Source organism: Antarcticibacterium flavum (assembly GCF_006159205.1).
GTDB lineage: Bacteria > Bacteroidota > Bacteroidia > Flavobacteriales > Flavobacteriaceae > Gillisia > Gillisia flava.
The window spans coordinates 1,670,165-1,686,417 of sequence record NZ_CP040812.1; the positions used below are offsets into that span (position 1 = coordinate 1,670,165).

Genomic DNA, 16,253 nt, shown 5'->3' on the forward strand with positions numbered 1-16,253 from the left:
ATAGAGACAAAAATAAGCAACCCGGGCGAATTACATTCTCTCCGGCACATTAATTCCAAGCAATTTAAAAGCAGATTTTATTACCTCTCCCACTGTCCTGGCAAGCTGCACACGGAATATTTTTTCTGTTTGCTCTGTGGTACCAAGAATAGTTACATTTTGATAAAATGAATTGAATTCCTTCACAAGGTCATAGGTGTAATTGGCAATGAGAGCCGGGCTATGATTCTCTGCCGCCAGCTGCACAGTTTCAGGATAAAGCAAAAGCTGCTTGATAAGTTCTTTCTCCTTTTCATGAAGATTATAACCTATGGGTATTTCAGCCTTTTGCGAGGAAGTGTCAAAATCGGCTTTACGCAGGATCGATTGAATACGGGCGTAAGTATACTGAATAAAAGGACCAGTATTCCCCTGGAAATCTACAGATTCTTCAGGATTAAAAAGTATCCTCTTTTTGGGATCCACCTTCAGAATATAATATTTCAGTGCTCCAAGGCCAATGATCCTGTAAAGTTCTTCTTTTTCAGTTTCTGAATAATCATCCAGTTTGCCTAATTCCTCAGATATATTTTTGGCCGTGAGAGTCATTTGTTCCATAAGGTCATCTGCATCTACCACTGTACCTTCCCTGCTTTTCATCTTTCCTGAAGGAAGGTCTACCATACCATAGCTCAAATGATAGAGATAATTGGCCCATTCATATCCAAGCTTTTTCAAGATAAGGAACAGGACTTTAAAATGATAATCCTGTTCATTCCCCACGGTGTAGACCATCCCGTCAATATCAAAATCCTTAACTCGTTGAATTGCCGTACCAATATCCTGGGTCATATAAACAGCCGTACCATCGCTGCGCAGGACTATTTTTTCATCCAGGCCTTCATCTGTAAGATCTATCCATACACTGCCATCCTCTTTCCTGTAGAAAACACCTTTCTCCAGCCCTTGATTAACCACATCTTTTCCTAATAGATATGTTTGACTTTCATAATAATTCTTATCAAAATCTACCCCCAGGGCATCATAGGTCTTTTCAAAACCATCGTATACCCATTGGTTCATCATTCCCCATAAGTCTACCACCTTCTCATCACCGGCTTCCCACTTACGTAACATCTCCTTAGCCTCCAGGAGTACAGGGGCAGTGTCCTTAGCTTCCTCTTCTGTCTTGCCCTGCTCCTTTAATGCATTGACCTCCTTTTTATACTCCTGGTCAAATTTTACATAATATTTCCCTACCAGCTTATCACCTTTAAGACCACTGGAAGCAGGGGTCTCTCCGTTTCCATAACGTTCCCAGGCCAACATTGATTTACATATATGAATTCCCCGGTCATTGATGATCTGTGTCTTGTACACGGTATTCCCCGCTGCTTTTAGGATCTCTGAAACAGAATAACCCAGTAAATTATTTCGAATATGCCCCAAATGCAGGGGCTTATTGGTATTTGGAGAGGAATATTCTACCATGATGGATTGGGAGGCAGGGCCGGGTGTTGCCTTACCAAAATCCTCCTGCCGGTTTATTTCCAGGAACTTCTCCAGGTAAAGACTATCTTTAAGTACTATGTTCAGGAATCCCTGCACTACATTAAACCTGTCTACCTGTGGAACATTCTCTAAGAGATAAGCACCTATGGACTGGCCTAGTTGAACAGGGTTGGTTTTAATTTGACGCAACATAGGAAAGGTTACCAACGTCACATCTCCCTCGAAATCTTTTCTGGTAGGCTGGAATTCTACAGTCTCCAATGTTACGTCATATATACTTTTTACCGCCTTTTTAACCTGCTGTTCAATGGCTTGCTGAATACTCATTTGCGTTTAGATCTTATTATTTCTGAAAGCCCAAAGATAAGAGAATTTAGCAGCAAGCTCTAGTGCTTTAATGGCAAATCCTTATCTTTAGAAAAAAAGTATATGCTGGTTAATATAAGTTACAATCAACCCAAAATACGAGACAAGATCAATACCGAAGTTGGGAAAACCTTTACCCTGCTTGAAAGGTTTCGGCTTAACGGAACCGGTTCTCCAAAACTACACATCACCTCCTCCAGTATCGATATTCATAACCTACTCGTTCTTGACAACAATGCCAACATTTGCAATATAGAAATGAGGCCAAATGGTATTATTGTGATGTTTCGTTCCCTGCTGGAAACCTATGCACTGGTCATTCCCTATTACAAACTAAAGATCTATAAAGGCCGGGCCGAAGAATATTCTATTTACCGGGACCATTATTTCATCAAGGTAAAAGCAGGAAGTCCTGCCGTACATAAATACATGATGAAGATCATTGACTACAAAACGGGGATTGCCCCCACTCAAATAGAGGACATGCAATAACATTGGCTTTACATAGGCCCCCGGGGTAATCATATATTTTAATTATTGGTTAATTGTTGAATAACCCGCAATTGGGGGTGCCGGTGCATCTTTGTGCAAAAACAAATGGAATTATTTATTTATGTTTTTGCTGCTTTATTCTCTGTCATTAATCCTTTGGGAACAGTTCCAATTTTTATTGGTTTGACCCACGATGACTCTGCCGCAAATAAAAACAGGATTTCCCTTCTAACCTCAGTCAATATCTTTGTGATTTTGACAATCTCCTTCTTTACAGGAAAATACCTCTTACAGTTCTTTGGAATAAGTATGGAATCCTTGCGAATAGCAGGGGGGTTAATTATCACCTCTTCGGGGTTTGCCTTGCTAACCGGGAGGTTCTCCAAACATAAGGGAATGGACAAACCCCGGGTGAAAGATGATGCCTTCCAGAGGGAAGGGATCTCCCTTACCCTCCTTGCAATCCCGATGCTCGCGGGGCCGGGCTCCATCTCCCTGCTTATAGGCCTTTACCAGGAATATCCTTTATATATTGACCGATTTATAACGGTGAGCGCAATTCTGCTGGTTTGCGTTGCTACTTTTATGGTTTTAAGAAGTTCCCATTACATAGTAAAAATGTTAGGAGCATCAGGCATAAACGCTGTTTCCAGGATTATTGGATTTATTGTAATAGCTATTGGAATAGAATATATAAGCTCATCCATTATTAAATTACTGGGAGTTTCTTTTGGGCTTTAACGCTTATTAAAAGCAACCCCTCCAATAAGAGCAAGTATCCCCAGGCCAATCATAGCGTAAGACTGGGTTTTATCACCCTGGGCTTCCACTTTGAGCGGTCCCGCCTGCATAGCAACTTCAGGAGTAACAAGGGTATAAATGCCATAGCCTATAAGCAACAATCCAACAATTAATAAAACTATCTTAAGAGTATTCTTCATTTCCATATTGATTGGTATTTAATGTGAAAGTACGTAAATAATGGTTAAATTAATCGGACTTAATATCCCCAAATGAAAATATTACTTACCGGTGCAAACGGTTATATAGGCTTACGACTATTACCCCAATTGCTTGAAATGGGTCACCAGGTAGTATGTGCCGTGAGGAACAGGAACAGGCTATCTGTAAATAAGGAATTATTAAAAAGGATCCAGGTGGTGGAACTCGATTTTCTGGAGGATCAAACTGCCCCACCAGAACTACATGACATAGATATCGCTTACTACCTCATACATTCAATGAGCGCCTCTACCAGCGACTTTGAAAAAAAGGAAGCAAAGGCGGCAAATAATTTTAATACGATCATGCAGGAGACAGCTGTTCAACAGGTAATTTACCTTAGCGGGATCGTTAATGAGGAAAAACTTTCCAAACATTTACAATCAAGAAAACAGGTTGAGGATATACTTTATAAAAGCAATTATAAACTTACGGTATTAAGAGCAGCAATTATTGTTGGTTCCGGCAGTTCCTCCTTTGAGATCATAAGGGATCTGTGTGAAAAATTGCCTGTTATGGTCACCCCAAAATGGGTGAAAACCAAATGCCAGCCACTTGCTATAAGAGATGTATTAAATTTTTTAACAGGGGTAATTGGTAAAGAGGAATGCTACAATAAATCATTTGATGTGGGCGGGCCAGACGTACTATCGTATAAAGAAATGATGTTACAGTATGCCGAGGTGAGGGGATTAAAACTATACATCCTGGATGTGCCTTTTATGTCTCCAAAGCTTTCTTCTTATTGGCTGTATTTTGTAACCTCAACTTCCTATAAACTGGCAATGAACCTGGTAGATAGCATGAAAATTGAGGTGATCACAAATGACACACGTCTACAGGATATTCTTGGAATTAAACCCATTCCATATAAAGAAGCCATTAAACTGGCATTTTACAAGATTGAACAGCACCAGGTAGTATCCAGCTGGAAAGATTCTATGAGTAGTGGAAGATTCACCACAGACCCCAATAAATATATACAGGTACCCAGCTTTGGTTGCCTTAAAGATGAGCAAAAGGTGAAAGTGGAAAACCCGGAGGAGGTACTTGAGAGAATATGGGCAATTGGAGGACTTACAGGCTGGTACTACGGCAACTGGTTATGGAAAATACGCGGATTCCTTGATAAATTCTTCGGAGGAGTAGGTCTTCGTCGCGGAAGAACCCATCCAACCGACATCTCTGCCGGGGATTCGCTGGACTTCTGGCGGGTCCTCCTGGCCGATAAGGAGCAAAAACGCTTACTGTTGTTTGCTGAAATGAAAGTTCCCGGCGAAGCCTGGCTGGAATTTGAGATCGACGAACATAATGTGCTACACCAAACTGCCACCTTCAGGCCAAAAGGAATTTGGGGCAGGTTGTACTGGTATACGATGCTCCCATTTCATTATTTTATATTTGAAGGGATGCTTAAAAAGATTGCGAAAGGTTAATTTTCTTCATCTCACTTTTTCTACCACTTTTTTATACTTTCTTATTTCTGTAGTTATAGCCTCTATTGGGGCAGCAACGCGGGCGTTTGTTAAAACGCCGATAAAAATTTTAACAAAACTTTTAAACTTTAACAGTGTTGTTTGTCGATTTAATTTGCATTTTATCGGTTAGTGCCGTTAATTTGACCCGTTCAAGATGCTCAAAAACAGAAGCTTATATTTACTAGTGCTAAAAAATTGAATTATTAGGATTAAAAGTTGATAAAACCACAAAATTTTCAATTTTTTTAATAAAGTTCAATTACCAATTAGTTATGAAATTGTATGAATTTTCTGCCTTTTGAGAAGTTAAAGAAAATGCGCGATGCCGAAAAAAATTACCCCAAAGATTTTATTGCAATTCCTTAAAATTACCTTTTGCTTCTCTTTATTCTTATCCTGTTCTACAGATGAAACCCTGGAGACTATAGCTGAAAACACACCCCAAAAAACAAATAATACAGGTAAAGCCCTCTATTATAAAGGTGTTTTTGCTACTGCAAACTCCCAGTTTAGAGGTGTATTCGATTTAAATCTTCCGGAAGGAATGCAGGACCTGAATAAATTAAATTCCTCAGCTACCGGAAAAATCAAGCTTCATACCGGAGAAGTCTTTGAAGCTATGGCAACGGAAATGAGGTCAAAAGCATCAGAATCAGATTTTAAAGTATTTTTTGACAGTGAGGATCTACAGTTTACTTTTATGTTGGATGAAAATGACCAGCCTTTAATTCAGGATGTAGTATATAAAAATCAGCAGGGAGCAATTGTAGCGGCAGAAGAAACTGAAGAAAATCCCGTGACCCCTGTAACAGGGACGTACAAATGTACCAATTGTGAAAATCAAAATACAGATGTGAATGGTATAGCATTGAATAATAATGAAAGGACATTCAATATGCTCCTCACAACAAGGGACGGTGGCACCAGTCTCACTATACAGACTATAGTGGGAATGCTGGTAAATACCGAGCTGCTGGTAAACGAAACCTGTAATACTGTAGATGGAATAACTTACTGCACTATAAAAGGGGGTGAAGGTTTGACCAGAGAGCCTTTAACCTGGACAGGGGTTCATAAATACTCTGAGGATGGGTCTAATGACTGCGGAAGCATCTCGGGAACCTTTCAATATGACTCGGCAGAACTTGGTGCTATAAAAGGAGAATTTCAAAGTGATAATTCCTGCCCCACCTCTTATTTTGTTAGTCCGGCAGGGAATGATGAAAATACAGGCCTGTCCCCCCAAGATGCCTGGCGCTCTATAAATAAGCTCAATAACACGACGATCCTTCCTGACACTAAGATCTTCCTTGAAGGCAACCAGGATCACGAAGGGAATCTATATCTGGACAGTAAAGATGCTAATGATCCTGCAAGGCCGGTGATCATCTCCTCCTATGGCAATGGAAAGGCGAGGATAAAAGCAGGCCTGGAATATGGTATCTACGCTTACAACACCTCTGGTATAAAGATCAACAATCTTATTGTTGCAGGCAGCGGTATGGAATCCAATCAAAACTCAGGTATTTACTTCTACAATGACCTCCCCGGCAACACCAAACTGGGCTTTGTGGAAATAACCAATAGTGAAGTACATGGATTTCGAGATAATGGAATTGTCATTGGAGCATGGAATGCAAATTCAAAAAATTCAGGTTTTAAAGATGTTCTAATTGAAAATAATAAGGTCTATAATATTTTAGATAATGGGATTCAATCCTTCGGTTATTTCTCCTCTACTAAAACGGGGTACGCACATTCGAATATTATTGTAAGAAACTGCGAAGTTTTCAACATTAAGGGCTATAGTAAAAATCAGCACTCCGGCAACGGAATTCTCCTTTCTGATGTTCAAAACTCTGTAATTGAATATTCAACGGTATATAACAGCGGCAGCGGCAATACCTTTACCCAGGGAGGACCTGTTGGTATTTGGTATTGGGATGCAGACCAGGTGACTATTCAGTTTAATGAGGTATATGGCATGGGTTCTGCTTCCAACAAAGACGGCGGTGGATTTGATATGGACGGTGGGGTGACAAACGGTATAATGCAGTATAATTATTCACACGACAATGATGGTGCCGGCTATCTAATTGGTCAATTTACCGGGGCCAGGCCTATGCAAAACATTATTGTAAGATATAACATAAGCGAAAATGATGCTGCTACAAATGGAGGAAGTGTTTATCTTTTCAATGGTGCCAATGTGGCGATGAAGGATATTTACGTGTACAACAACACCTTTTATATTAAAGAACAATCTTCAAATAAAGCCTCTGCAGCGGTAAAATATATTACCTGGAAACCGGTGAAGGATAATATCAATTTCTATAATAATATCCTTTTTGCAGAGAATGGAGCCGACCTAATTAATATTCCAGCGGGCTATAAAGGATATTTTGCAGGGAATATCTACCACACCACCGACACGTTTAGTATCAATTATGACGGAAAAGTTTATAACTCTCTAGAGGACTTCAGAACCAGCGGAAATGAAATTTACAAGAACACTGCTGTTGGGCTTCAGGAAGATCCATTACTTTCTTCCCCTGGGAATGGCGGAATCATTGGATTTGGCAAATCTTTGCCAAATCTCACGGCCTATAAATTGAAAAGTGGCTCCCCTGCAATAGATTCGGGAATCTTAATTGATCTTGATTTGGGGGAAATAGATTTCTATGGGACTGCCCTTACCAATTATGTGGAACCCGATATAGGCGCTCACGAGGAAGTGACCTCAAAGAGGTCACAACCGGTGGCCACCAAATAAAAAAATCTCCGGGAGCATCCCGGAGATTTTTTTTATGTTTAATCTTTGTCTTAAACTTTCGGTAGAAAAACCTCAGCCAGCATACATCTCGTACTGCCACCTCCGCAGGTCTCTATAGTGTCAATCTCTGCACTCAGGATCTCACAATGTTTTTCTATTCTCTCTATTTGAGAAGGCTCAAGACTATTATAGGCAGTAGAGCTCATAACAAGAAATTTTTTATCCCCAGCCCCTTTTACCTGCAACATGTTACCTGCAAAATTGTGAACCTGTGCCTCCGATATTTTAATAACTTCCTTTTTATCCTCCTTTAGGTGCCTAACCACATTTTTTCGCTCTTTGGGATCATCAATGCTGTCCAAACATATAACAGCAAAATTCTCTGCCACACACATCATAACATTTGTATGATATATGGGCTTTCTTTCTCCATCCACATCCTGATATGCTGTAAAGATCACGGGGGTAAATTCCATATCCTCACAAAACTCAATAAAAAGATCTTCATTGGCCCTGGGGGATAGTGAACAGTATGCTTTTTGGTTTACCCTGTCAAGGATCATACTTCCCGTACCTTCCAGGTATACTTCCTCTTCCTCTGCTCCTGTATAATCCAGTACCTCCTCTATTTTATAACCTTTTTGTTCCAGGGCTTCAAAAAACTCCATCCTTCGTTCCCTCCTCCTGTTCACTGCAAACATTGGATAAATAACCGCAGTACCATCTTCATGAAAGCTCACCCAGTTATTGGGAAAAATAGAATCTGGGGTATCCAGCTCCTTTTTATCCTCCACCACAACCACATTAACTCCGGCTTTTTGTAATTTATTTACGAAATCATCAAATTCTTTTTGTGCCTGCAGGTTGATTTCTTCGTTTTTAAGCTGAATATCTTCCTGGAAAAAATTATTCACCGCCGTTTCTTCATTCATTCTAAAACCTACCGGCCTTACCATTAAAACGGTATCTGTAATTTGTCTTGTCATCATATTATTCTCTTATAAGTGGTAAAGTTGAGCATCGCAAAAGTCCTTCCTGCTTGGAGATTTCAGCATAGGGAACTTCCTCCACTTTTATTCCCTGCTCCCTAAGCCATTTGTTAAGCCTCATAAATCCTTTTTCTGAAATAACTACATTTTCAGAAATCGAAAAAATATTTGAATTCATATGATACATTTCATCACGGGTAATTTCAAAAATATTTTCTTTTCCGAAGAGATCTACAAGCCATTGGTATTCCTCTTCAATAAGAAATCCCCCTTTGTAAATTATTGCTTTATCCTTTCCTACTGGTTGAAAACAACAATCCAGGTGCAGGGCATTGTCCCGGGGCTCTGTATTTGACTTTTTTAAACTAAAAGAAATCACTTTCCTGTGTGGAAAAAGTTCTTGTAAGGCCTTGACCGCAGCCATATTTGTTCTGGCCGTAATAAAATCTTTATAATCATTTCCTTTATATGTACCTACAAAGAGGTAATCCTTATAGGGCATAACATCACCCCCTTCTGCATGGGCCTCCTCGGGTAAGGTTATCACCTTATGAGGATCCATTTGTTCTATAACATGGTTAATAGCCTCGATCTCCTCATCTCTATCGGGTAAAATATTAGCTTTGATAAATTTATCCTCTATTACAAAGGCTATATCCCGGGTAAAGATTTGATTATAATCCTCAATGAGTTTTGGCCTGTAGACCTTTACATCATATTTGGCTAAAACTGCAGCTACAGCTTCCATCTCTGCCACCATATCCTCTTCCACAGGATAGGTTCCTGCTCTAATATGCTCTGCCGACTTGGGATCGTAGGCATCTTCCAGCAGTGGGGTTGGCCCGTTGCTCACAGCCGTACCTAGAACAACTGCCTTTAAAGGAGCTGTTTCACTGGTTATATTTAATTTTAACATAGGTGACAAATTTTGTGCAAATATAAGAAAAGGTTTTACCTGTTAAATAAACTCTGGTATCAACATCAAAAACTGCCTGGACCATAAGGTGGGCCACCACCTAAAATTTTAAAAGTTATGGTAAATTTTATTCTCACTTCTTTTTATATCTTAGCAACAGCCCTACCGGTATAGACTAAATCACATTTTTTTGACATTACGAAGAACAATTTATATACCATTTCTTTTGTTTATGGTACTGTTGGGCTGTAGCAAAAAGGAGCACCAGGATTTTAATAAAGCTACGGTTTATATTGATAAAACTTCCGGCCAATTCAGGCTTATAAGAAAGGGAGAGCCCTTTTACATAAAAGGAGGTGCTACTTCCAGAGCCAATTTAAATTCTTTAAGGGAAGCCGGTGGCAATACGGCCAGAATTTACGACACGGTAAATTTAAAAGAAGTCTTAAATGAAGCCCACGCTCTTGGCCTTGCTGTTGTTGTGGATATTCCCCTTCCTACTTTTAAAAGTAGTGCCAATTTTTATGAAGATGGAGAATATTTTGATTTAGCAAGAATGAATATTGAGCAAACCGTAAGATTACATAGGGATCATCCTGCTCTTTTATACTGGAACCTGGGCAATGAACTTTATTACCCTTATTTCTATAAAAACACAAATTTTTTCGAACGCTTCAATGAGCTTATCTCATTGATCAAAGGTATTGATCCAAATCATCCTGTAAGTACTACTACCATAGGTGCAAATAAATTAAGGGTATTGAGTATACATAGAAAAAGTCCGCAATTGGATTTTATTTCTTTCAACTCCTTTGGGACCCTAAGCCAGTTTTCTTCAAAACTTAAACCTATTTCCTCTATTTGGACAGGTCCACACGTTACCAGTGAATGGGGTGTAAACGGGTATTGGGAGACAGGCCTCACTGCCTGGGGAGCTCCTGTTGAGGAAACAAGCACAAAGAAAGCAGAGCTCATAGAAGAAAGGTACCACTCTTACATCGCAGAAATTAAAAAGGAAAACTCCTTTGGAAGTTTTGTTTTTTATTGGGGATATAAAGATGAAGCCACTCCTACATGGTTTAGTCTATTTGGAAAAAACGGTGAGAGAACAGAAAGTGTTCTTAGGCTGGAAAATATATGGAAGGAAACTTCTACTTTATATCCAGGCCCGGTTGTAAATTACCTTATACTGGAAGGGAAAGGGGCTATGGATAATATAATTTTACCCGGTAATCAATTGGTTGAAGCAGAAATAGTTTTACCAGAAGTTAAAGAAGATTATTCTTATAATTGGGAGGTACGTTACGAATCCTGGAATGAACTTCTTATAAGCAGAGCTTCTCAAATAGATTTCTTCCTTTCCAATAACAGGGTAAAATTTTTAACTCCCATAGAAGAGGGACCATATCGTTTATTTGTAACTATTGGTAATAATAGTGATTATATCGCGACTGCCAATATCCCATTTTATGTATTAAACCCAACCAATGGAGAGTAATTTAAAGGCTCCATCAAAAGGTGAGCGAAGCATCCTCAAGTTTATGATTCTTCTGGGAATTTTCAGCATCCTGAATTTCCTCATCTTCTTTTTTCAGCCAGAATACAGGGGGACTTGTTCCTGTACATCTTACTTATTATCTCCCTCTCCTATAGTATTCTTAAGAAGTTATACATGTGGTATAACTATTCTAATATCTCAGTCCCCGAAAAACCAGATCATACTCCAAACCTCAGTGTGGATATACTCACAACCTATTTTCCTGGTGAGCCATACCAAATGACGATTACTACGCTGGAGGCTATAAAAAACATTGAATATCCACATACCACCTTTCTTTGTGACGAAGCTAATGATCCTTTTTTAAAAGAATTTTGCATCCAAAATGATATAATACACGTTACCCGATCCAACAGGATTAATGCTAAAGCTGGAAATATAAATAACGCATTGGAAAATTATGCAACGGGAGATATTTGTGTAATCCTTGACCCCGATCATATACCCGAACCTCATTTCCTGGACCCCATTCTCCCCCATTTTGCAAACGAACAAATAGCCTTTGTCCAAATTGTACAGTCCTACTATAACATAAAAGAGACCCTGGTGGCACGAGGTGCGGCTGAACAGACCTTCCAGTTTTATGGTCCAATGATGATGACATTAAATGCCTACGGCACGGTGAACGCCATAGGAGCTAATTGTGTTTTTCGCAGAAAAGCGCTGGACAGCATTGGAGGGCATGCACCAGGATTATGTGAAGACATGCATACAGCAATGTTATTGTATGCAAAAGGGTGGAAAGCGGTATACGTACCTGAAATATTGGCCCGTGGCCTCGCCCCTTCCAATATTACAAACTTCTTCAAACAACAAATCAAATGGTCTCGCGGCACTTTTGATTTGCTGCTAAAAGTCTATCCAAAGATATTTCATAAACTCACGGCAAGACAAAAGATCCACTTTGGTATTTTACCCCTACATTATCTTGGAGGCCTTATCACGTTTATTAACTTCTTAATACCAATTTTATCCTTACTGTTTTCAACTATACCATGGAAAGGAAATATTGTGGATTTTGCTATTGTCATTGCTCCTGTTGCTGCCAGTTCTATTTTAATAAGAACCTTTGTTCAAAAATGGGTAATAGAAAAAAGGGAACGTGGTTTTCATATTCTTGGAGGTTTGCTCCATATAAACACCTGGTGGATCTATCTCGTTGGATTGGGTTATACAATACTAAATAAAAAAGTACCCTACCTCCCTACTCCAAAAGAGAACGAATGGAATTCCAACTATAAGATCGTGATTCCAAATATAATAATAGCTTTATTGTCTTTATTTGCTATAGGGTATGGCCTGCAAAGAGACTTTACACCTTATAGCATACTCATGGCCGGCTTCGCCTTTTTCAATGCCTGTATAATGTTCTTTGGAGTATATTTAAGCAACAAGGTTACAAATCAAAATAGGCTGCTCCGCAGTCATTTAAAACCCTCAGGTATTAGAAATCTCTACAGCTTAAAACAAAATAGTTTTAAAGCAGCGAATGTCATCTTCAATCTTACGAGGAGATTGGCTCTTCCTCTTCTCCTTCTTCTTCTAATATCCTCAATGACATTTAAAGAGAGAAATGACAAAGCGCGCTGGGAAAAAATACCTGTAACTTACCAAAAGGATTCAAAACCTTCCTTCCTTGGTATTTACCAGCCTAAGGAAGAAACAGCACTTCCTGATATTTCAGAGATTAACTTGATGGAGAATCTTCTCAACAAAAATTTCAATATTATCTCTTTATACCTGGGGTGGGAGAATAATTCCCAGGTCAATTTCCCCCATAGTGAGATTAGAACTATATATGAGAAAAATGCAATTCCGTTAATAACCTGGGAGCCCTGGACGAATGATTCTCTCGTTGTGGACGGAGAGGCTTTTCCAGGGAGAGAAAAATCCTTGAAAAAGATTGCTGATGGTCATTATGACAGTTATATCCTGGATTTTCTGAAAATTTTGAAGTCTTACGACAAACCGGTTTTTCTTCGCTTCGCACATGAATTTGATAACCCAGGCTATCCCTGGTCCCATATAAATAACAATACCCCTGAAGATTTCAAGAAAGCCTGGCGACATTTACATGAGTTGATCCATCAACTTCAGGCAGACAACATTATGACCGTTTGGAATCCCTGGAAACCTGAAGCTATTGAAGATTATTTTCCGGGTGATAATTATATTGACTGGGTTGGTTTAACTATATTAAACTATAGTAGTTTAAATGAAGATGGCAATACACATTCGTTTGATGAATTATACCAACCTTTTAAGGACAAACTTTTTCTTTTAACCAAAAAACCGGTTATGATAGCTGAATTTGGTTCATTAAAACTGCAGGGTAACCAGAAGGAGTGGGTGGAGAATTCAATTTCTACAATTGAAAATAAACATCCTGAAATAAGGAGCATAGTATTTTTTAACAGCCACATAGATCAAAATATACCTGATAATCAATTTTACCCTTATTCTTTCCTAGACTGGTCCTTAAAATCTAACCTGGATCTCCTAAACAGAATAGAAACCGCCCCCACTTACTTTGAGGTTAACCCTGGAACTGGTAAGAAAGATCTATATCCCTTAAATTTTGATTATAAGGGAATTTATGGGGTACACTATAAAAAAGGAAAAGAGTGGAAGGACAATTATTACGCACTTACCAGGAAGACAATCGTAAATGATTTTCAACTGATGCAAGAGGCCGGTATTAACACTATAAAATATACAGGCAGTTCCATCTATGATTATAATGTAAACAACATCGCTGCCGATTTTGGTATAAATTTATTTTTCAATTTTCCTGCCGATCATTGGCAAACAATAGAAGGAAACGACAGAAAAGACTTTCTTGAAAGAATTGAAAAACTTAAGGACCAAAAACAAATTAAAAATTACATATTTGAATTAGAAGGCAGAGATAGTAAGCCAGGCCTTAATTTATTAGAAAAAAATATACATTTAAGATCTTTAAAAAGCCTACTCTCCCTTATCAGGGAAATTGATCCTTCCAAAGAGATTTCTCTGGAAATCCCCCTAAACCATAATACAATTAAGGAGCTTAATTATTTAAAACAAATCCTTCCCGTTAATAGTTATGGTCTCAGAATAGAGAATATTGACTACCTCCAAGAGGTGATCTCATTTGCTGAAGAAGCAGGAATCAATTTGTACATTGCCGATCTAGATCCAAGGAATTTTATTAAAAATCAAGATCTCTATAAATTCCTTCCTCTTATTTTTAATAACTGGCAAGATGAAAGACAAAGTACTTATCTCACATTTGACGGTTTACTAAATTTTAATGGAGATAAAAAAGAGGATTTTGAATTAATATCCAGGTTTAATAATTACACTGAAAAATTGGATACCCTTCAAAGATTTAAAATCCTGCGTCCTGCCATTCCTTTAATTTCAGGTAACAATTATCCATACAGGGCAGTTTTCTTTACAGGTAATAATTGGATAATAACCCCTGAGAGCCTTCCTATGACTCTTTCCTGGTATTTAATCAAGAAAGATTTCTTCGGAAATCCGCTCGCTCTTAAAAAGCTTGGATTAGGTAAAACTATCGAGGTAATCATTCCCGAAGATTATAAAAACTATGAACTCATGTTGATTATTAAGGACAACAATGACAAGATTGTGAGATCCGCAACCTCACCCCTCCATACTCCAGATGCTTCGATGGCAGAGGTCACCCTGGAATAATTTTCCAGAAGAACTAAAGGACACTTATAAGTAAAAAAAAAGCTCCATCCTAAAATGAAGCTTTTCTGTTTATTATCCAGGTAAGTTTACCTGTTATTTAAATTTTTAAACTCTCTGTGAGGTTCTCCAATATACACCTGTCTTGGGCGTCCAATTGGCTCTCCACCAAGTCGCATTTCCCTCCATTGGGCTATCCATCCTGGAAGTCTTCCAACTGCAAACATAACTGTGAACATCTCTGTAGGAATTCCAAGCGCACGGTAAATGATTCCTGAATAGAAATCTACGTTTGGATATAATTTACGATCTACGAAGTATTCATCTTCCAAAGCTGCTTTTTCAAGAGATTTGGCAATATCCAGTATAGGGTCGTTTACCCCAAGATCGGCAAGTACCTCGTCTGCAGCTTTTTTGATGATCTTTGCCCGTGGATCAAAGTTTTTATATACTCTGTGCCCAAAGCCCATTAACCTGAATGGGTCTTCCTTATCCTTAGCTTTATCAAGGAATTTTGAGGTATCGCCCCCATCGGCCTTAATTTCTTCCAGCATTTCTATAACAGCCTGGTTCGCACCTCCATGCAAGGGTCCCCATAAAGCTGAAACTCCTGCAGATATCGAGGCGAACAATCCCGCATGGGAAGAACCTACAATACGTACTGTAGATGTGGAACAATTTTGCTCATGGTCTGCGTGAAGGATAAGCAGCTTATCCATTGCATCAACCACCGTTTGGTTAAACTTATACTCAGTACCCGGCTTTTGAAACATCATTTTCAACAGGCTTTCAACATAGCCTACAGACGTGTCCCTGTTCTCAAGAGGCAGAGCATTTTTCTTTCTTAATGTCCAGGCGGCAAGTGTAGGGAATTTAGCAAGCAATTTTACAATAGCCTTATACATATCCTCTTCAGAGGTTACATTAACAGATTTTGGGTTAAAAGCTATAAGGGCACTTGTAAGGGAGGATAGCATTCCCATTGGATGAGCCGAGGATGGAAAACCATCAATGACCTTCTTCATATCCTCATTCACATAACTCTCAGCGATTATATCATTTTTGAAATTTTGAAGCTGCTCTTCCTTTGGAAGTTCCCCAAAGATCAATAAGTAAACCACTTCAAGAAAATCGGCTTTTTCAGCCAGGTCTTCAATTGAATAACCCCGGTATCTAAGAATCCCTTTTTCACCATCCAGAAAAGTTATTGCACTTTCACAACTTCCGGTATTTTTATATCCCGGGTCAAGCGTGATTGCACCTGTCTCTCCTCTAAGGTTCTTGATATCTATGGCAACTTCATTTTCTGTTCCAATGGTTACCGGGAACTCATACTTTTTCCCCTCTATCTCTAACGTAGCAACTTTTGACATATATTATAAATTTTTCGGATTATATTTTTGGTATGCTAAAATACGAAATTATAGGGAAAAAAGCAGCCAATTTTAAGCCGTAATTTCATAGATATGCAGCAAGTGGAGACTATTTTTTA

The 16,253-nt window shown here is 38.8% G+C and carries 11 protein-coding genes; 6 read left to right on the forward strand and 5 right to left on the reverse strand.

The window, feature by feature from the left end; translation table 11 throughout:
* Positions 1–30: 30 nt before the first annotated feature.
* Complete coding sequence (argS, locus tag FHG64_RS06905) at positions 31–1,818, reverse strand: arginine--tRNA ligase (protein ID WP_139065727.1); 1,788 nt, start codon at positions 1,816–1,818, stop codon at positions 31–33.
* Between the two features lie 102 nt (positions 1,819–1,920).
* Between argS and FHG64_RS06910 the strand changes: the two genes are divergently transcribed.
* Entirely contained in the window at positions 1,921–2,349 is a 429-nt protein-coding gene (locus tag FHG64_RS06910) for a hypothetical protein (protein ID WP_139065728.1), read from the forward strand.
* Positions 2,350–2,454: 105 nt separating this feature from the next.
* Positions 2,455–3,090, forward strand: coding sequence for a MarC family protein (locus FHG64_RS06915; protein ID WP_139065729.1), 636 nt, complete (start codon positions 2,455–2,457; stop codon positions 3,088–3,090).
* Here the strand turns inward: FHG64_RS06915 and FHG64_RS06920 are convergent.
* Positions 3,087–3,296 carry a hypothetical protein gene (locus FHG64_RS06920; RefSeq protein ID WP_394344209.1) on the reverse strand — a complete coding sequence of 70 codons (210 nt, stop codon included), beginning with the start codon at positions 3,294–3,296 and terminating at the stop codon, positions 3,087–3,089. The genes FHG64_RS06915 and FHG64_RS06920 overlap by 4 nt on opposite strands.
* Before the next feature lie 66 nt (positions 3,297–3,362).
* On the opposite strand from FHG64_RS06920, the gene FHG64_RS06925 reads away from it, so the two are divergent.
* Together FHG64_RS06925 and FHG64_RS06930 are read left to right on the forward strand one after the other, a co-directional pair.
* Complete coding sequence (locus tag FHG64_RS06925) at positions 3,363–4,787, forward strand: SDR family oxidoreductase (protein ID WP_139065730.1); 1,425 nt, start codon at positions 3,363–3,365, stop codon at positions 4,785–4,787.
* A gap of 364 nt (positions 4,788–5,151) precedes the next feature.
* On the forward strand, positions 5,152–7,602 hold the full coding sequence (locus tag FHG64_RS06930; RefSeq protein ID WP_139065731.1) for a right-handed parallel beta-helix repeat-containing protein: 2,451 nt from the start codon (positions 5,152–5,154) through the stop codon (positions 7,600–7,602).
* A 50-nt stretch (positions 7,603–7,652) separates the two neighbouring features.
* On the opposite strand, the gene ctlX is transcribed toward FHG64_RS06930, so the two are convergent.
* Together ctlX and FHG64_RS06940 are read right to left on the reverse strand one after the other, a co-directional pair.
* Positions 7,653–8,588: a citrulline utilization hydrolase CtlX gene (gene ctlX / locus FHG64_RS06935; protein ID WP_139067916.1), complete on the reverse strand. Its 936-nt coding sequence runs from the start codon at positions 8,586–8,588 to the stop codon at positions 7,653–7,655.
* 4 nt (positions 8,589–8,592) lie between these two features.
* Complete coding sequence (locus FHG64_RS06940) at positions 8,593–9,507, reverse strand: dimethylarginine dimethylaminohydrolase family protein (protein ID WP_139065732.1); 915 nt, start codon at positions 9,505–9,507, stop codon at positions 8,593–8,595.
* Between the two features lie 190 nt (positions 9,508–9,697).
* On the opposite strand from FHG64_RS06940, the gene FHG64_RS06945 reads away from it, so the two are divergent.
* The gene (locus FHG64_RS06945; RefSeq protein ID WP_139065733.1) at positions 9,698–11,005 is read left to right on the forward strand and encodes a glycoside hydrolase family 2 TIM barrel-domain containing protein; all 1,308 of its coding nucleotides are present in this window, start codon (positions 9,698–9,700) and stop codon (positions 11,003–11,005) included.
* A gap of 174 nt (positions 11,006–11,179) precedes the next feature.
* Entirely contained in the window at positions 11,180–14,764 is a 3,585-nt protein-coding gene (locus tag FHG64_RS06950) for a glycosyltransferase family 2 protein (protein ID WP_139065734.1), read from the forward strand.
* Between the two features lie 86 nt (positions 14,765–14,850).
* Here FHG64_RS06950 and FHG64_RS06955 read toward each other — a convergent pair whose 3' ends face one another.
* A complete protein-coding gene (locus FHG64_RS06955) occupies positions 14,851–16,134 on the reverse strand; it encodes a citrate synthase (RefSeq protein WP_139065735.1) in 1,284 nt (427 codons plus the stop codon).
* Between the last annotated feature and the right edge of the window lie 119 nt (positions 16,135–16,253).